General features: G+C 72.2%; 14 protein-coding genes and 1 pseudogene. 9 read left to right on the forward strand and 6 right to left on the reverse strand.

What is annotated here, in order from left to right; translation table 11 throughout:
- Positions 1-334 precede the first annotated feature (334 nt).
- Positions 335-760, reverse strand: coding sequence for a hypothetical protein (locus tag EFK10_RS09880; RefSeq protein WP_127355357.1), 426 nt, complete (start codon positions 758-760; stop codon positions 335-337).
- A 496-nt stretch (positions 761-1,256) separates the two neighbouring features.
- Between EFK10_RS09880 and EFK10_RS09885 the strand changes: the two genes are divergently transcribed.
- From EFK10_RS09885 to EFK10_RS09905, 5 genes are read left to right on the forward strand one after another with little or no spacing between them, the layout of a single operon-like run.
- On the forward strand, positions 1,257-2,390 hold the full coding sequence (locus EFK10_RS09885; protein ID WP_127355358.1) for a glycosyltransferase family 4 protein: 1,134 nt from the start codon (positions 1,257-1,259) through the stop codon (positions 2,388-2,390).
- Positions 2,387-3,541 carry a glycosyltransferase gene (locus EFK10_RS09890; RefSeq protein ID WP_127355359.1) on the forward strand — a complete coding sequence of 385 codons (1,155 nt, stop codon included), beginning with the start codon at positions 2,387-2,389 and terminating at the stop codon, positions 3,539-3,541. Before EFK10_RS09885 ends, EFK10_RS09890 begins: the two co-directional genes overlap by 4 nt.
- The gene (locus EFK10_RS09895) at positions 3,538-4,401 is read left to right on the forward strand and encodes an SGNH/GDSL hydrolase family protein (RefSeq protein WP_127355360.1); all 864 of its coding nucleotides are present in this window, start codon (positions 3,538-3,540) and stop codon (positions 4,399-4,401) included. The genes EFK10_RS09890 and EFK10_RS09895 overlap by 4 nt, the downstream gene beginning before the upstream one ends.
- A 35-nt stretch (positions 4,402-4,436) precedes the next feature.
- Positions 4,437-8,021, forward strand: coding sequence for a hydantoinase B/oxoprolinase family protein (locus EFK10_RS09900; protein ID WP_127355361.1), 3,585 nt, complete (start codon positions 4,437-4,439; stop codon positions 8,019-8,021).
- Between the two features lie 10 nt (positions 8,022-8,031).
- Positions 8,032-8,685 carry a TMEM175 family protein gene (locus EFK10_RS09905; protein WP_127355362.1) on the forward strand — a complete coding sequence of 218 codons (654 nt, stop codon included), beginning with the start codon at positions 8,032-8,034 and terminating at the stop codon, positions 8,683-8,685.
- Here the strand turns inward: EFK10_RS09905 and EFK10_RS09910 are convergent.
- The 5 genes from EFK10_RS09910 to EFK10_RS09930 all read right to left on the reverse strand — a co-directional run bounded on the left by EFK10_RS09910 (position 8,682) and on the right by EFK10_RS09930 (position 13,243).
- The gene (locus EFK10_RS09910; RefSeq protein ID WP_127355363.1) at positions 8,682-9,551 is read right to left on the reverse strand and encodes a 5-oxoprolinase subunit C family protein; all 870 of its coding nucleotides are present in this window, start codon (positions 9,549-9,551) and stop codon (positions 8,682-8,684) included. The genes EFK10_RS09905 and EFK10_RS09910 overlap by 4 nt on opposite strands.
- The gene (locus EFK10_RS09915) at positions 9,548-10,180 is read right to left on the reverse strand and encodes a 5-oxoprolinase subunit B family protein (protein ID WP_127355364.1); all 633 of its coding nucleotides are present in this window, start codon (positions 10,178-10,180) and stop codon (positions 9,548-9,550) included. The genes EFK10_RS09910 and EFK10_RS09915 overlap by 4 nt, the downstream gene beginning before the upstream one ends.
- Positions 10,177-10,947, reverse strand: coding sequence for a LamB/YcsF family protein (locus EFK10_RS09920; RefSeq protein WP_127355365.1), 771 nt, complete (start codon positions 10,945-10,947; stop codon positions 10,177-10,179). Before EFK10_RS09920 ends, EFK10_RS09915 begins: the two co-directional genes overlap by 4 nt.
- 239 nt (positions 10,948-11,186) lie before the next feature.
- Positions 11,187-11,966, reverse strand: coding sequence for a putative hydro-lyase (locus EFK10_RS09925; RefSeq protein ID WP_127355366.1), 780 nt, complete (start codon positions 11,964-11,966; stop codon positions 11,187-11,189).
- Positions 11,963-13,243, reverse strand: a complete 1,281-nt coding sequence (locus EFK10_RS09930) for an MFS transporter (protein ID WP_127355367.1) — start codon at positions 13,241-13,243, stop codon at positions 11,963-11,965. The genes EFK10_RS09925 and EFK10_RS09930 overlap by 4 nt, the downstream gene beginning before the upstream one ends.
- 157 nt (positions 13,244-13,400) lie before the next feature.
- Here EFK10_RS09930 and EFK10_RS09935 point away from each other — a divergent pair, with 157 nt between their 5' ends.
- The 4 genes and pseudogenes from EFK10_RS09935 to EFK10_RS09950 all read left to right on the forward strand — a co-directional run.
- Positions 13,401-14,096 (forward strand): GntR family transcriptional regulator, encoded by a 696-nt coding sequence (locus tag EFK10_RS09935; RefSeq protein ID WP_127355368.1) that lies wholly within the window; start codon positions 13,401-13,403, stop codon positions 14,094-14,096.
- Positions 14,097-14,153: 57 nt separating this feature from the next.
- Positions 14,154-15,755 carry a hypothetical protein gene (locus tag EFK10_RS09940; protein WP_240677113.1) on the forward strand — a complete coding sequence of 534 codons (1,602 nt, stop codon included), beginning with the start codon at positions 14,154-14,156 and terminating at the stop codon, positions 15,753-15,755.
- Positions 15,752-16,639 (forward strand): hypothetical protein, encoded by an 888-nt coding sequence (locus tag EFK10_RS09945; protein WP_127355369.1) that lies wholly within the window; start codon positions 15,752-15,754, stop codon positions 16,637-16,639. Before EFK10_RS09940 ends, EFK10_RS09945 begins: the two co-directional genes overlap by 4 nt.
- 50 nt (positions 16,640-16,689) lie before the next feature.
- Positions 16,690-18,162 (forward strand): annotated as a pseudogene (locus EFK10_RS09950) (hypothetical protein); the annotation flags it as partial.

The following is an 18,162-nucleotide window of genomic DNA, read 5'->3' on the forward strand; positions in this document are numbered from 1 at the left end:
ACACGGTCGACGACGCCTCCCGAGTAGGGGGAGGTCAGCGAAGCTTCCGTTGCCTTGGTCGCTGCCGTTCCGATGACGAGCGTCCCGTCCCCCTCGGTCCCGTGGGGGCTTGTTGGGTCGTAATCGTTCATGATGGCGTTCCTATGTGTGTGAATTTCTCAGAAAGGGCCGCGAACCCGGAACCGCCACGCCCGCGTATCCGCGAGCTCGACCGATACCGCGAACCGGTTTCGGGGCGCGGCCTTTTTGGCAGTTTCCTGGCCTACGACAAAGCCTCCGCACCGGCCGCTGCGGAGGCTTTGTCGTAGGCCAAAAGGACTATGGCCGTGGTCAGTTACTTCACGACGACGGTCACCGACGAGGAAGTGGTGTCCCCGTCCACCACGCGCAGCGTCTGCGTGCCCTTACCAAGGGTGTCGCTGATCGAGTAGCTGCTGTGGCGGTCGACAGTGGCGGTGGCGTCCAGCGACACCCACTTGCCGTGCGAGTTCTGCTCCTGGAGCGTCACGGTGCTGCCCTTGGACAGGCCAGTGGTGCTGCCGGAAAAGGTGATCGAATTGCCCACCCGCGCGCGGGTGGCGCTCGCCGAGATGCTGATGCTCGACGCCGGCGCGGGCGCGTGCTTCTTCGCCGGTGCGGCCTTTGCCGGCGCGGTCCTCGCCGGCGCGTGCTTGGCAGGAGCGGCGGCGTTGGCGGCCGTGGCGCCTCCTGCGACGAGCGCGGCGGACAGCACGGCAATAGCGGCGATACGAGTATTCAAGGTGACTCCCCTGAGACGGCTCTGGATTGGGCTTGCGGTGAGACATTAACTCGCACTGCACCCGAATTCCGTGAGATGCCGGTAAGCTCTCGTATGAGCTTTCTCATTCTGTGCGGAGTCCAGGGGTTTTTTCGCCCGCATGACGGAAAGTTCGCCACCTCTTGACTGAAATTCCCCGTTGGTCTGGACGATTGATATCGTGATGAATAGTTCCCGAAGGTAGCCCGTGTGGTTCGTGTGGTTGGAGGTACCGAAACGCCCTGTGCCATCAAGGAAACGGGAGCGCCATAGGGTGACCAGTGAGCCTTCATGGGCCAGGCGTGGGGCGGAGCCCCAGCGGTCCGGGCGGAACCCGGTTTCGGGAAGGGGCGGGGTGGGGGAGACGAACCCGCCGGGCCGCACGCGGGGGCGCCCGGCGTAAAGGATTGGCGGCGCGTTCCCCCGCCGGAAAGATCGACGTGGCCGGGATCACGCACGGGGAGCCGACAACGTCGGTATGCGTGTCGCCATCGTCACCGAATCCTTCCCGCCCGATGTCAACGGCGTAGCCCACTGCGCCCTGCGTACGGCCGAGCACCTCGTCCGGCGCGGCCACGACCCGCTCGTGATCGCGCCGGCAGGACCGGGGGGTCCGCAGGACCCGCCGGCCGGCCAACAAGACCCCTGCCCAGTCATCCGCGTGCCGTCCCTACCGCTCCCGGGCTACCCGCAGGTGCGGGTCGCGCTGCCGAGCCGCCGCACCGCTGCCGCGATCGCCGCGCACCGGGCGGACATCGTCCACCTGGCGAGCCCCTTCGTGCTGGGGGTGCGCGGCATGGCCGCCGCGACGCGCCAGGGGATCCCGGCCGTGGCGGTCTACCAGACCGACCTGGCGGGCTATGCACGCACGTATCTCAACCTCGGCGAGTCCACCGCCTGGCGCCGGATACGTACCGTCCACGCCGCCGCCGACCGAACCCTCGCGCCGTCCACCGCGTCGCTGCGAGACCTGGAGACCCACGGCATTCCCCGCGTGCACCTGTGGCCGCGTGGCGTGGACTCCGTACGCTTCCACCCCGCGCACCGCGACGACGCGCTGCGCGCACAGCTCGCCCCGAACGGCGAGATCCTGGTCGGCTACATCGGCCGGCTCGCCCCGGAGAAGCACGTCGAGCTGCTGAGCGGCGTGAGCGCGCTACCGGGAGTGCGGGTGGTCGTGGTCGGGGACGGCCCGAGCGCGCCCGGGCTGCGGGAGACGTTGCCGGGGGCGGTCTTCCTGGGCCGCCGTACGGGCGACGAGCTGGCGCGGATCTTCGCGTCGCTGGACGTCTTCGCGCACACGGGGCCCTTCGAGACCTTCTGCCAGACCGTGCAGGAGGCGATGGCCAGCGGTCTGCCGGTCGTCGCGCCCGCCGCCGGCGGCCCGCTGGACCTGGTGGACCACGGGCGTACGGGCCTGCTCGTCCCGCCGGGGGACGCGGACGCGGTCACCGGCGCGGTGCGGCTGCTGGCCGGGGCGCCGGGACTGCGCCAGGAGTTCGGACAGGCCGGTCGGGCCGATGTCGAGGGTCGGACCTGGGCAGCGGTCGGCGACCTGCTCCTGGGCCACTACGACCAGGTGCTGAGCGCCAGGACGGCGGTGGCCGCATGAGCGCCTCGCTGCGGATCGTACGGCTCGCCAACTTCGTCACGCCCGTCTCCGGCGGCTTGCGCACCGCGCTCCGCCACCTCGGCGCGGGATACCTCGACGCCGGTCACGACCCCGTACTCGTCGTCCCGGGGGAGCGGTACAGCGACGAACCCACCGACCAGGGCCGGGTGATCACCGTCCCGGGCCCGCTGGTGGCCGGCACCGGCGGCTACCGGGTCCTCACCAACCGCACCCGCCTCGAACGGCTCCTCGAAGGGCTGGACCCGGACCGCCTGGAGGTCTCCGACCGTACGACGCTGCGCTGGACGGGGCAGTGGGCGCGCCGGCGGCGGATCCCGGCAGTGATGGTCTCCCACGAGAGCGTGGACGGCGTACTGCGCACCTGGGGCGTGCCGACCGCGCTCGCGCAGAACGCCGCCGACCGCCTCAACCGGCGCAGCGCGCACGCCTACTCGCGCATCGTCTGCACAACCGGCTGGGCGGCCGCCGAGTTCGAGAGGATCGGGGCACGCAACCTCGTACGCGCTCCGCTCGGCGTCGACCTCGACCGCTGCGACCCCGCCTTCCGCGACGACGCGCTTCGCGCCCGGTACGCCGGAAGCGCCCAGGTCATGCTGGCGATGTGCTCACGGCTCTCGCAGGAGAAGCGCCCCGGGCGGGCCCTGGACGCGCTCGCGCACCTGCGGCGGCGGGGGGTGGACGCGGCTCTGGTGGTGGTCGGCGAGGGGCCGCTGCGGCCCCGGCTCGAGGAGCGGGCCCGGACCGCCGGGCTACCCGTCACCTTCCTCGGCCATGTCGCCGACCGCGACCGGCTCTCCGCGATCCAGGCCACCGCCGACGTCGTGCTCGCCCCCGGGCCCGTCGAGACCTTCGGCCTGGCCGCCATCGAGGCCATGGCCTGCGGCACCCCGGTCGTCGTCAGCGCACTGTCCGCCCTCCCTGACCTCATCGGCCCGGCCGGCACCGCCGCCACCGACGACGGCCCCGCCTTCGCCGAAGCCGTCCAGTATCTCCTTGCCCGCCCCGAGCAGATCCGCCGTGCCGTCGCCCGCGCCCAGGCCGAGCGCTACGGCTGGCCCGCCGCCGTCAACGCCTTCCTCACCGCCCACGACGCGCTGCCGCGGGTCACGGCACCGGGGAGCGCCCGATGACAACGCTGCGGTTCGCCGCGCTCGGCGACTCGCTGACCGCCGGCCTCGGCGACCCGCTGCCGGGTGGAGAATGGCGGGGCTGGGCGGCGCTGCTGGCTCCGGCCCTCGCAGAGCAGCCGCAACGCTCGCGGCTGCTCAACTGCTCGCGCAGCGGCGCGCTCACCGCCGACGTGGCGGGCGAGCAGCTCACGGAGGCGCTGAGCCACCGTCCGCACCTCGCCTCGGTCGTGGTCGGGGCGAACGACACCCTGCGCGGCTCCTTCGACATAGAAGCGGTCGCCCAGCACCTCGATGCCGTCTTCGGCGCGCTGCGCGCACAGGGCGCCGGGCTGCTGACGGCCTGCCTGCCGGACCCGGGCCGGATGCTGGGGCTGCCCTGGCCGCTGGCACGGCCGCTGGGCCGGCGGATGCGGGCGGTCAACCACGTCGTACACGCCCTGTCCGACCACTACGGAGCCGTGCATCTGCACACCGCCCACCACCCCTGGGTCTTCGACCGCGCCTCGTGGAGCGCGGACCGCCTGCATCCGAGCGAGCTGGGCCACCGGCTGCTGGCCAGGGAGTTCCACGCGCTGCTCGCGGCGGCGGGGATGGCGGCCGGCGAACCGCCGTCCGTCGTACCCGACGGGCCAGGTCCCGGCCGGGCGGCGAGCGTGTACTGGATGGCCACACGCGGCACCAAATGGGTGTGGGACCGGTGTGCGGATCTGCTCCCCGACCTGCTGGGACTGGCCGTCGCCGAGTGCCGCCACCAGGCCTCCGGCACCGGCACCGCGCTGGAGCTGAACGCGCACCGGGCGACCGTACGGGCCATTGCCTCGCTCAAGCTTTCGTCGTACGAACCGCTGGAGGCAGCCTGACCGCTGATGCACGGCCCGGCTGCCACAATGGGCCCATGACCGGACGCTGGGAGTTCTGGGTCGACCGCGGCGGCACCTTCACCGACATCGTGGGCAGACGGCCCGACGGCGGCCTCGTCACCTGCAAACTGCTGTCCCACGACCCCGAGCGCTATCGCGACGCACCCGTCGCGGGGATCCGCCGGGTGCTCGGGCTCGGCCCCGACGACCCCATCCCGGCCGACCGCATCGCGGCCGTCAAGATGGGCACCACGGTCGCCACCAACGCCCTCCTGGAACGCAAGGGCGAGCCGACCGTCCTGGTGATCACCGAAGGCTTCCGCGACGCCCTGCGCATCGCCTACCAGAACCGCCCGCGCCTCTTCGACCGCCGCATCGTCCTCCCCGAGGCCCTGTACGAGCGGGTCGCCGAGATCCCCGAGCGCCGCGACGCGCACGGCGGCATCGTGCGCCCCCTCGACCTCGACGCCGCCGACGCGGCGCTGCGCGAGGCCCGCGACGCAGGCATCACCAGTGCCGCCATCGTCCTCATACACGGCTACCGCCACCCCGAGCACGAGCAGGCCCTCGCCGAGACCGCCCGCGACCTCGGCTTCACCCAGATCAGCTGCTCGCACGAGGTCAGCCCGCTCATCAAGCTGATCCCGCGCGGCGACACCACCGTCGTGGACGCCTACCTGTCGCCCATCCTGCGCCGGTACGTCGACGAGGTCGCCAAGGAGCTGGACGGGGTCCGGCTGATGTTCATGCAGTCCAACGGCGGACTGCGCGAGGCCATGCACTTCCGGGGCAAGGACGCCGTGCTGTCCGGTCCCGCCGGGGGAGTGGTCGGCATGGCCCGTACGAGCGAACAGGCGGGCCACAACCGGGTCATCGGCTTCGACATGGGCGGCACCTCCACCGATGTGTCGCACTACGCGGGCGAGTTGGAGCGGGTCTTCGGCACGCAGGTGGCGGGGGTGCGGATGCGCGCCCCGATGATGAACATCCACACCGTCGCGGCCGGCGGCGGCTCCGTCCTGCACTTCGACGGCCAGCGCTACCGCGTCGGACCCGACTCGGCCGGCGCCGACCCCGGGCCCGCCTGCTACCGGCGCGGCGGCCCGCTCACCGTCACCGACGCCAACGTCATGCTCGGCCGCGTCCAACCCGACCACTTCCCGCCCGTGTTCGGCCCCGGCGGCGACCAACCGCTCGACGCGACGGCCGTGGCGGAGAAGTTCGCCGAACTGGCTCAGACTACCGGCGACGATCGCGGCCCCGAGGAGGTCGCGGCCGGTTTCCTGGAGATCGCCGTCCTCAACATGGCGAACGCCGTCAAGAAGATCTCCGTACAGCGCGGTTACGACATCACCCGCTACGCCCTCACCAGCTTCGGCGGCGCCGGCGGCCAGCACGCCTGCGCCGTCGCCGACGCGCTGTCCATCGGCACCGTCATCGTCCCGCCGCTGGCCGGTGTCCTGTCCGCGTACGGCATCGGTCTCGCCGACGCCACCGCGATGCGCGAACGGTCAGTGGAGGCCGAACTCGGTGAAGGCAGCATGCCGTCGGTGCGCGAGGCGGCCGACGACCTCGCCGAGCAGACCCGCACCCAGCTCCACGACGACGGCGTCCCCGACGACACGGTCCACACCGTCGCCCGGGTCCACCTCCGCTACGCGGGCACCGACTCCAGCCTCCCCGTAGGCCTCGGCAGCGCGGCCGACATGCGGGAGGCCTTCGAGCGGGCCCACCGCGGCCGCTACGCCTTCACGATGGACAAGCCGCTCGTCGTCGAGGCCGTCTCCGTCGAGGCCGTCGGCGCGGCAGGACCGGCCGCCCGGCATGACCTCGAAAGGCCGCCGCGCGAGAGCGACCTGAAGCCCGTCGCCGAGGTGCGGATGTTCGCCGAGGGCCGCCCGCAGCCCACCGGGCTCTATCTGCGAGACGACCTTCGTCCCGGCGACACCGTCACCGGGCCCGCGATCATCGCCGAGCCCGACGCGACCACCGTCCTGGAACCCGGCTGGCAGGCCGTCGCCGGGGACCAGGGCCATCTGCTCCTCACCCGCGTCCGCCCCCGGCCCGGCCGGGTCGCGGTCGGCACGGATGTCGACCCGGTCCTACTGGAGGTCTTCAACAACCTCTTCATGGCCGTCGCCGAGCAGATGGGCGTGACGCTGGAGAACACCGCCCACTCCGTCAACATCAAGGAGCGGCTGGACTTCTCCTGCGCCCTCTTCGACGCCGACGGCAACCTCATCGCCAACGCCCCCCACATCCCGGTCCACCTCGGCTCCATGGGCGAGTCCATCAAGGAAGTGCTTCGCCGCAACGCGGACACGATGCGCCCGGGCGACGTCTACGCCATCAACGACCCGTACCACGGCGGCACCCACCTGCCCGATGTGACGGTAGTGAGCCCGGTGTTCGACGAGCGCGGCGACGAGTTGCTCTTCCTGGTGGCCTCACGCGGCCACCACGCCGAGATCGGCGGCCTCACCCCCGGCTCCATGCCGGCCTTCAGCCGTACGATCCACGAGGAAGGCGTCCTCTTCGACAACTGGCTCCTCGTCCGCGACGGCCGCATGCGGGAGGACGAGACCCGCGCCCTCCTGGCCGACGCCCCCTACCCGTCCCGCGACCCCGACTCCAACCTTGCCGACCTGCGCGCCCAGATCGCCGCCAACGAAAAGGGCATCAGTGAACTGCGCCGTATGACCGAGCAGTTCGGCCTCGACGTCGTCCACGCCTACATGCGGCACGTCCAGGACAACGCCGAGGAGTCCGTCCGCCGCATCATCGCCACCCTGCAGGACGGCTCGTACGCGTACGAGACCGACAACGGCGCCGTCATCCGCGTCCGCGTGACCGTCGACCGCGAAGCGCGCAGCGCCGTCCTGGACTTCACCGGCACCTCCCCCCAGCAGGACGGCAACTTCAACGCCCCCCAGTCCGTGGTCATGGCCGCCGTCCTCTATGTCTTCCGTACCCTCGTCGCCGACGACATCCCCCTCAACAGCGGCTGCCTCAAGCCCCTCGAAGTCCGCATCCCAGCCGGGTCCATGCTGACCCCCGAGTACCCGGCCGCCACCGTCGCGGGCAACGTCGAGACCTCCCAGGCCGTCACCGGCGCGCTCTACGCCGCCCTCGGCGTTCAGGCGGAGGGCTCCGGCACGATGAACAACGTCACCTTCGGCAACGAGCGCGTGCAGTATTACGAGACCGTGGCGAGCGGATCCGGGGCCGGCGAGGACTTCGACGGCGCCGACGCCGTCCAGACCCACATGACCAACTCCCGCCTCACCGACCCCGAAGTCCTCGAATGGCGCTACCCCGTCCGCGTCGACAGCTTCGCCATCCGCGACCCCAGCGGCGGCCCCGGGCGTCATCGCGGCGGCCACGGCGTCGTCCGCCGGCTGCGCTTCCTCGAACCGATGACCGTTGCCCTCCTCTCCAGCCACCGCCGCGTCCCCCCGTACGGCATGGCGGGCGGCCACCCCGGCGCGCTCGGCGTCAACTCCATCGACCGCGCCGACGGCTCGGTGACCTCGCTGGGCGGATGCGACTCGGCCGACGTCGGCCCCGGCGACGTCCTGGTCATCGCGACCCCGGGCGGTGGCGGTTACGGCACGCCCTAAGCTTTCGGCCGTGAGATCTACTTACAACCACGGGATCGACGTCGAGCGCATGCAGGCGTTCGCGGACGCGGTCATAGCCATCGCCATCACGCTGCTCGCCCTTGACATGAAGATTCCGGAGGGAGTCCCCTCGTCGGAACTCGGACATGCCCTCAAAGAGGCGCTTCCGACGGTCGGAGGATACCTCCTCAGCTTCGTCGTCATCGGCGTGCTGTGGATCTCCCACCACCGCCTGTTCGGCATGGTCGCGGAGCTGGACCGCTGGCTGCTGCGCCTGGACCTCGCGCTGCTCGCCGTCATCGCCGCCCTGCCGTTCCCGACCAAGCTCATCAGCGGTTACCAGGGCAGTGCGGTCGCGACGTCGGTGTATGCCGGGTCAATCGCCCTGTGCGCTCTGCTGATCGCGGCGATGTCGGTCCATCTCCTGCGGCAGCCGGCGCTGTGTCGTCCCCACGTGTCCCGCGACCGGGTCCTGTTGTCGATCCGGCAGGCAGCGGCGGTCGCGGTGGTCTTCGCCACCTCGGTGCCGATGACGCTGATCTCGCCCGGCACGGCGGCGTACTGGTGGATCCTGAGCGTTCCACTTCGGTATTTCATCGCGCGACAGGCCAGGTCGGCCGACTCCGTGGATCGGGCGGGCACCGACCAGCCGGACCTGGCCTAACGGCGGCGCACCGGCACGAACCGCACCGGCGTCCCCGGCGCGGCCTGGGCTGCCGCGGCGAGGTCGCGGCCACGGACGACGCCGATGACGGGGTAGCCGCCGGTGGTGGGGTGGTCGGCGAGGAAGACGACGGGCCGCCCGTCCGGGGGAACCTGGACGGCGCCCAGGACCATGCCCTCGCTGGGGAGTTCGTCGTGCCGGGCACGGCTCAGTGGCGGGCCCTCCGTACGCAGGCCGATGCGGTTGCTGGCTGAGGCCACCCAGTAGGTGCCCACGGCAAGCGTGCGCAGCGCGGCCGGCGTGAACCAGTCGTCGCGTGGCCCGAGCAGGATGCGCAGGACCAGCTCGTCCGGCGGGCCGGGGGCCGGTACGACGTCGACCGGAGAAGACGGCCCGGCCACCTCGCCCAGCGGCAGCACCGCGCCGTCCGTGAGGGGCGCCGGGCCCAGCCCGGAGAGCAGGTCGGTGGAGCGGCTGCCCAGCACCGGTTCGACGGCGACCCCGCCACCGAAGGCGATGTAGCTGCGCACCCCGCGCACCACCGCCCCCGCTTCGACCACCGCACCGGCGGGTACTGCCACCGGGGCGCCCCACGCCACCGGCCGGCCGTCGACCGTGACGGGACACGGCGCGCCGGTGACGGCGACCGAGGCCGCGCACCGCAGCCGCACCGCGCAGCCGTTGAGCGTCGTCTCCAGGACCGCGGCCTCAACGCCGTTGCCGACCAGCCGGTTGGCCAGCCGACTCGCGGGCACGTCCAGCGACCCGGAGCCGGGCACACCCAAGTGGGCATGCCCGGGCCGCCCGAGGTCCTGCACCGTGGTCAGGGCACCCGCCCGTACGACCACGAAAGCCCGGTCCGTCACCGTACGTCCTCCGCCGTGATGGGGACGAACCGCACCGGCGTCCCCGGCGCGAGCAGCGCCGCGGGCTCCCGCGCCGGATCCCAGAGCACGGCGTCCGTGGCGCCGATCAACTGCCAGCCGCCGGGGGAGGAGCGCGGATACACCCCGGTGTACGGTCCCGCCAGGGCGACCGAGCCCGCCGGGACAGCGGTCCTGGGGGTGGACCGTCGCGGCACGGAATACCGCTCCGGCAGCCCGGTCAGATAGCCGAAGCCGGGCGCGAATCCGCAGAAGGCGACCCGGAATCGGGCCGCCGAGTGGATCCGCGCCACCTCCTCGACCGAGCCGGCGCCCCACAGGGCGGCGACCTCCGCGAGGTCGGGCCCGTCGTACCGTATGGGGATCTCGACGGCGTCCAGAAGGGTGGCCGTGGGCGGCGGCACCTTCCACTCCGTGAGCCGTGCGGCGAAGCGGCCCGGGTCGTCGAGTCCGCGGATGAGTACGGTCCGGGCTGCTGGAACTATCTCCCTCACGGCGGGAAGCGTGCCCGCCGCGCGCCGCCGCAGCAGCTCGCCGTGGAGTGCCTCGGCCTCCGCCCCTGAGCCGCACTCGATCAGCAGCGCGTCCTCGCCCACCGGCAGCGGCCTCACGCGAAGGCCTCCACCCGTACGCCCGCCGCCTCCAGAGCCGACCGGACCCGGCGGGCGAGTTCGGCGGCGCCGGGGGTGTCGCCGTGCAGGCAGAGCGACCGGGCGCGCACGGCGATAAGCCGCCCGTCGTGCGCCACGACGGACCCGGAGCCGGCGATGCCCACCGACCGCTGCACCACGGCGTCCGGGTCGGTGACCACCGCGCCCTCCTCCCGCCGGGACACCAGGGTGCCGTCGGCGGTGTAGGCGCGGTCGGCGAACGCCTCAGCCACGACGGGCAGTCCGGCCTTCCCTGCGGCGTCGAGCAGCCGGGATCCGGGCAGGCCGAGCACGGGCAGCTCCGCGCCGGCGCCCGCGAGGAGCACGCCGTCGACCACGGCGGCGGCCTGCTCCTCGTCGTGCACGGTGCGGTTGTAGAGCGCGCCGTGCGGCTTGACGTACGAGACCCGGGCCCCGGCGGCCCGCGCGAAGACCTCCAGGGCGCCTATCTGGTAGGCGACTTCGGCGGCGAGTTCATCGGCCGGCACATCCATCGACCGCCGGCCGAACCCCGCCAGGTCCCGGTAGGAGACCTGCGCGCCGATCTCCACGCCCTTCTCGGCGGCCAGGTCGCAGACCCGGCGCATGGTCGCCGCGTCCCCGGCGTGGAAGCCGCAGGCGACGTTGGCACTGGTCACGACCGACAGCAGCGCCTCGTCGTCGGTCAGCCGCCAGCGGCCGAAGCCCTCGCCGAGATCGGCGTTGAGGTCGATCAGGGCCTGGGTCATGGTGGTCGCGCTCCTTCTCCTATTTTTGAGGCGAGTTCGCCTCCGCTGCGCTGAGCCACTGTGGGGGCACTCCCCCAGACTCCGTCCGGTGGGGGTTCCCCAGCCTTCGGCCGGGGGGACCCCCGCCCAGCCGCCAGGCTGGGGGAGTGCCCCCATTTCGACAGCGGCCGCTCCGCTTCGGCTCACTCGCCGACCCGCAACCGCAGGTGCCGTGTCGGCCGTCGACCGCATCGACACGATCATCCCGCCACGCGGTACTCCTCGTCACGTACGTCCGTGACCAGCATGTACCCCGGCGCGTGGGTGATCGCGAACGGTGGCCGCGAACTCATCACCGCGGCCTGCAGGGTGACCCCGCAGGCCCAGAACATGGGGACGTCGCCGGGTTCGGCGTGGACGGGGTCGCCGAAGTCGGGGTGGGTGAGGGTGCGGATGCCGAGGGCGGCGGGGTCGCCGGTGTGGATGGGGCTGCCGTGGACGTCGGGCATGGTGCCGCTGACGCTGCGGGCCGTGGCGACCAGTTCGCGGGGGACGGGGCGCATGGAGACGACGAGGGGCCCGCTGAGGCGTCCGGCGGGGCGGCAATGACGGTTCGTCACGTACATGGGGACGTTGCGGCCCTGCTGGGTGTGGCGTATCGGGACCCCGGCGTCGGCCAGTGCGCTCTCGAAGGTGAAGCTGCATCCGATGAGGAAGGAGACGAGGTCGTCCCTCCAGTGGCCGGTCGCGTCCGTGGGCTCGTCGACCAGCGCGCCGTTCTCCCAGACGCGGTAGCGCGGGAAGTCGGTGCGCAGGTCCGCGCCGGGGGCCAAGTGGGTGGTCCAGGAGCCGGGGTCGGTGAGGTCGAGTACGGGACAGGGCTTGGGGTTGCGCCGGCAGAACAGCAGTACCTCGTCGGCCCAGTCGGCCGGGACGGTGATGAGGTTGGCCTGGGTGTGGCCCGGGGCCCAGCCGGCGGTCGGGACGGACAGGCCTGCCCGGAAGCGCTCACGGGCCTGGGAGGGGGTGAAGGCGGTCACAGCAGCTCCTTGCCGCGCGTCTCGGGCAGTCCCAACAGGGCGATGACGGCGATGGCATAGCCGATGGCGCCGAACACCAGCGCCCCGCCGACGCCCCAGCTGCCGGCCAGGAAGCCGACCAGGGTGGGGAAGAAGGCGCCGACGCCGCGTCCGACGTTGTACGTGAAGCCCTGCCCCGCGCCGCGCACGGGGGTCGGGTAGAGCTCGCTCAGGAAGGCCCCGAAGCCGCTGAAGATGGCCGACATGGAGAAGCCGAGCGGGAAACTCAGCGCCAGGAGCAGGCCGTTCGAGCCGGACGGCAGATGAGTGTAGGCGAGGATGCAGGCGGCGGACAGGACCGCGAACAGGGCGATGGTCTTCTTGCGGCCCAGGCGGTCGGTGAGGAAGCCGCCGGTCAGATAGCCGGTGAAGGCGCCCGAGATGAGGGCGGTCAGATAGCCGCCGGTGCCGACCACCGTCAGGCCGCGCTCGGTTTTGAGGTAGGCGGGGACCCAGGTGGCGAGCGTGTAGTAGCCGCCTTGCACGCCGGTGGCCAGCAGCGAGGCGAAGAACGTGGTCTTGGCGAGCCCCGGCTTGAAGATCTCGGTGAGCGAGCCCTTGGCCGGGCTGGTGAGCCGCTTGGCGGCGGCCTCGGGGGCGTCCTTGACGTTCTTGCGTACGTACAGCACGAGCAGCGCGGGCAGTGCGCCGGTCCAGAACATCACCCGCCACGCCGTGCCCGGGCCGACCAGCTGGAAGACCACGGTGTTGACGATCACCGCCAGCGCCCAACCCACTGCCCAGGAGCTCTGGATGAAGGCCAGCGTGCGGCCCCGGTGCCTGGCGGAGGCATACTCGGCGACCAGGATCGCGCCGACCGCCCACTCGCCGCCGAAGCCCAGACCCTGGAGGCCGCGCAGTACCAGCAGCGAGTCGTACGTCGGCGCGAAGCCGCACAGGACGGTGAAGACGGCGTACGTGATGACGGTGATCATCAGCGCCTTGACCCGGCCGATCCGGTCGGCCAGCACACCGGCGATCGCGCCGCCGACGGCGGAGACGACCAGGGTGACGGTGGTGAGCAGCCCGGTCTGGCCGGTGCTGAGCCCGAAGTACGCCGCGATGGCGACCATGCTGAGCGGCAGCGTGAAGAAGTCGTACGAATCCAGGGCATAACCGCCGAACGCGCCGGCGAATGCGCGCCGGCCGCGCGGGCTGAGGTCACGGAACCAGGTGAAGGCTCCGGAGCCCTCGTGTGTGTCGTCGGGAGTGGTGCTGGTGACGGGGGACGTACTCATGGGCACCTCGCAGCGATGGAGGGTGCAGCTCTGGGGACGGGGCGATGCGAGCTTCAAAGTAGGGGATTGTTGAACGATCCTGCAATACCCGTGTTGTTTCGTTCTCGCTTCTGCGATTGACTTTCGGACAACGCACAGCGGCGAGAAGAAGGAAGCAGTGGGCGACCAAGAGGACGTGCTCCACAAACTCAAGGAAGACAGCGCCCGGCAGGAGCGCACCAGCGTCGCGGAATGGACCGCCCGCGTCCTGCGCGACCGCATCGCCGAAGGGCTCTTCCCGCCCGGCACCCGGCTCTCCGAGGACACCATCGGCGGGGCGCTCAACGTCTCACGCAACACCCTGCGCGAGGCATTCCGGCTGCTCACCCACGAACGACTGCTCGTCCATGAGCTCAACCGGGGCGTCTTCGTACGCATCCTGGAGGTCGAGGACCTGGAGGACATCTACCGCGTCCGCCGGCTGATCGAGGGCGCCGCCCTGCGCTCCCTCGGGCAGCCCCCCTACGCGCTGGACGCCCTGGAACAGGCGGTCGAAGAAGGCCACAAAGCCGTTGAGGAGAAGCGCTGGCGGGACGTGGGCACCGCGAACATCAGCTTCCACCAAGGGATCGTCGCCCTGGCCGGAAGCCCGCGCACGGACGAGCTGATGCGCGGCATTCTGGCCGAACTTCGCCTGGTCTTCCACGTCATGGACGACCCCCGGGCCTTCCACGAGCCCTACGTCGGGCGGAACGGACAGATACTGCGCACCCTGCGGGCCGGCGACGCGCGCGGCGCCGAGCGGGTCCTCGCCGCCTACCTGGACGACTCGCAGCGCCAGCTCGTCGAGGGCTACGCCCGCAAGCTCGGCTGACCAGGCCGGTACGCGCCGTTTGGGCCGTTGTCAGTGCGACCGCATAACCTGTCCGTCGTGACCGTGACCATCCCCCACCAGCACAGCAGTGCTGCACGCCCCGCCCCGGGGCCGGCCGCCGACGAGGGCCTGGCCCGTCGGCTCAAGGCCCTCGCCTGCACCGCGCCGCTGCACGACCTCGACGCGCGCAAGGCCAACCTCGCGGGCGAGTACGGGGTGTATGCGATGGCGGAGGTGGCCCTGGCCGCCATCGACCTGGTCACGCTCAACATGGACTTCGACACCGGCGCCGACCACGACCAGATAATCCACCGCCTCCTCCCGCGCGTCGCCGCCCAGGCCCCGGGCCGGGACACCGCCGAGCACGAACGCGTCGCCCGCTGGGTCCTGGAGAACCTGATCAACGTCGGCAGCGTCGACCGCGGCTTCCGCGCCGTCTACGGCACCTTCGGCCCGGACGGCGCGTACGTCAGGCGGGACTACGACTTCAAGCTCATCGAGGAGGTCGCCGGCTCCGGCGGCAGCATCTACCTGCGTACGACCGACGAAGCTGTCAACGTCCTGGTCGGCGCCCTCGACACCGACGTCACCAGCGCCCAGATCGCCGCCGAGGTCAAGCTCGAGGTCCTCATCAACCGCGGCCGCCTCGCCGACGCCCAGCTCGCCGCCGAGCAGGCCCGCTACCGCACCGTCCAGTACGCCGAGATCCTCCGCCGCACCCTGGAGGCGACCCGGCGCAACGTACGGGCCGTCGACTGGCTGCGTACGGTCCCCGACATGATCGCCGAGGCCCTCGACCACGTCGCCGATCGCTACCGGCACGAGAACGCGATCCTCACCAACATCCGCAAGGCGAGGGACGAGGCCGAGGACCCCGAGCACAAGCGCCGCGCCGCCGAGCTCGTCGACATCGTCAAGGACTGCATCCGCCGCCACACCCAGCTCCAGTCACGCCTGTTGGAAGCCGGCCCCCTCTTCCGCGCCGAACAGGACCGCCAGGCCTTCGCCGCTCCGCCCTCCCGCGCCGGCCTCGACCTCTACGGCCAGCTCGTCGCACCCGTCCTCCCCCTGCCCGTCGAACACGCCACCCGTGTCACGGACGCCTTCTTCGCCCGCGGCACCGGTCTGCGCACGCCCGCCTCCGTACGCGTCATCGACCTCGTCGACGGCCTCCTCACCCCGCCGGTCGAACGCGAGCACCTCGGCGCCGAAATGCCCGAACCCGACCTCGTCGCCACCCCCGACGACTCCCGCTTCACCGACGAACAACTCGACACCGCCCTCGCCCTCCTCGACCTCCCCCCCGACGCCCCCCGCCGTCTCTCCGGCCTCCTTGCCGAAGCCCGCCGCACCGACCCCGAACTGCCCTACCTACTAGCCCTCCTGGCCATCCACGCCGCCAGCCCCCCGGTCGGCACCGCCTACCGCCAGGGCGAGCAACGGCTCCTGTTCGCGGTGGACGACGGTACGGAACTGGACGACCCCGAATTCGGGGGAGCCGACCTGATAGTGGGCATGGCTCGGCTGGACCACTCAGCCCGTCCGGCGTTTGAGGACAGGGGGTCCGGGGGCAGAGCCCCCGGTTTCGGGAAGGGGCGGGGCGGGGGAGTCCCCCTGCCCCAGCCCACGACCACCCGCACCGAGGAGCAGAGCCAGTGACCGACTACCGCGAAACGGAAGCCCCGGCGCAGCCGGACGTGCCGTCGGCCGGGCAGGGCGGCACCATCACGGCGGCCGACGCCGCCGACGCCGCCCGCCTCGTCTCCTTCGGCCTCCAACCGAAGCTGCTCCCCGCCCGCGACGCCGAATACGCCGACCTCATCCGCCGCCACCGCGAGGACCCGCCCTTCGCCCGCCTCGCCGACGCCGTCGCCGCCGGCCTCGGCCTGGTCGTCCTCGAGGTGTCCCCCCGGGCCGGCATGGCCGTGGCCGCCGCCGAGGACTCCGTCTTCGCCGTCCGCATGGGCGACTACTCACGCCGCGCCGCCTCCGACGCCGCCGACCGCTTCCTCCACGGCCTGGCCCACCTCGCCATCGCCGCCATGGCCTTCCCCCGCCCCGAGGACCTGGCCGACGACGGCTACATCGGCCGGATCACGGTCAACGGCATCGAGGCCTTCGTACGCCAGGCCTGCCGCCGCCTGGAGGAGACCGCGGACGCCAACGGCGAGAACACCGACCCGGCAACCGACGCTCCCGGCCTGGAAGCCGCCTGGCGGGTCTACATGCGCCGCAGCGCCACCGGCGCGACCAAGGACGCCCGCCGCCTCGCCGGGTCGACCACCGGCATCATCGGCAAGGCCGTCGCCTTCCTCGTGGAGTCCGGTTTCCTCCAGCGCACCGGCGACGAGGCCGGAGGCACGTACCGCACCACCGCCCGCTACCAGTTGCAGGTCCGCGACATGGCGGGCAGCGCTGCGATGGCCGAGCTTCTCGAACTCGGCATAGTGCCGGTGACCGACGGCAGTGCGACGCTCCTGCCGCCGGACGACGCCGAGGCACTCGACCTCGCCGCCGACGCCGGCCTGCCCTTCCACTCCTGACGTTCCTGAAATCCTGAGCACCCCGAACACAACCGAAAGCCCCTGCCGCCATGTACGAGCTGTCCCGGGTCCGCCTCTACTCCATCGGGCCTGCCGGTGCGCGCTACGCCGACACCGTCCTGGACCTGCGCGGGGTGGGCGAGCCGGTGCCGCAGCCGGCGCCCGCCCAGGCCGAGTTCTTCGAGGACGAGCCGACCGGTCCGCCGCGCCGGCCGGCCCCGGCGGGCGTGCTCTTCCTGGAGAACGGCGGCGGCAAGTCCGTCCTCCTCAAGCTGATCTTCTCGGTCATGCTGCCCGGCCACCGCAACACCCTCGGCGGCGCCAGCTCCGGCGTCCTGCGCAAGTTCCTGCTGGCCGAGGACTGCGGGCACGTCGCCCTGGAGTGGCAGCACACCGTTACCGGCGAGCTGGTCGTCGTCGGCAAGGTCAGTGAGTGGCGAGGCCGCCAGATCTCCTCCGACCCGCGTAAGTTCGCCGAGGCCTGGTACTCCTTCCGGCCCGGCCCCGGACTGAGCCTGGACTCCCTCCCAGTCGCCGAGTCCACCGCCGTACGGCCGGCCGTCGAAGGCGCCTCCGGCGCCAAGGGCCGCCGCCGTACGATGAAGGGCTTTCGCGACGCGATCACCGAGGCCGGGAAGTTCTACCAGCACCTGGAGGTGGTCTGGGAGGAGATCCACGACCGCTGGAACGAGCACCTCGGCGAGCTCGGACTCGACCCCGAACTCTTCCGCTACCAGCGGGAGATGAACGCCGACGAGGGCGAGGCCGCCGGCCTCTTCGCGGTCAAGAAGGACTCCGACTTCACCGACCTGCTGCTGCGTGCGGTCACCGACACCCGCGACACGGACGGGCTCGCCGACCTCCTCCACGGCTTCGCCGGAAAGCTCGGCCGCCGCTCCGAGCTCACCGCCGAACGCGACTTCACCGCGGGATCCCTCGAACTCCTCCAGCGCATCGTGGACACGACCGCCGCCCGCGAGCAGGCGCGTGGCGTGCACACCCAGTCCGAGCGCCGCACCCGGGGCCTGGCCCGCCGGCTGTCCGCCCGGGGCAACGAGGAGCGGGGCCGCGCCACCGAACTCGCCCAGCGCATGGCGACCGCCGCATACGCCGTCACCGACGCCGAGCAGGCCCGGGGCCGGGGCACCCTGGTCGCCGCCGAACTCGCCTACCGCCACGCCTCGCTGGCCCTGGCCGCCGCAGAGAAAGGAGCCGCCGGCCTGAAGCGGGAGCTGGGCGACGCCCGCACCCTGCACTCCGCCTGGCAGGCCGCCGAGACCGTCCTGCGGCACCGCGCCGCCGCCGACCGGCTGACCAGGGTCACCAGCGCCATCCGCGAGGCCGAGCGGGACGCCGCCCCGGCGCTGGCCGCCCGGACGAAGGCGGCCGGTGACCTCGTACGCGCCCTGCACGCCGCCGCCGACACCGCCGACGCACAGGCCGACGCCGAGGAGGAGCGCTCCGCCGAGCTCCAGGCGGCAGGCGAGGCGGCCCACCGCGACGCCACGGCCGCCGCCACCGGT

It is taken from the genome of Streptomyces soli, assembly GCF_003999195.1.
GTDB lineage: Bacteria > Actinomycetota > Actinomycetes > Streptomycetales > Streptomycetaceae > Actinacidiphila > Actinacidiphila soli.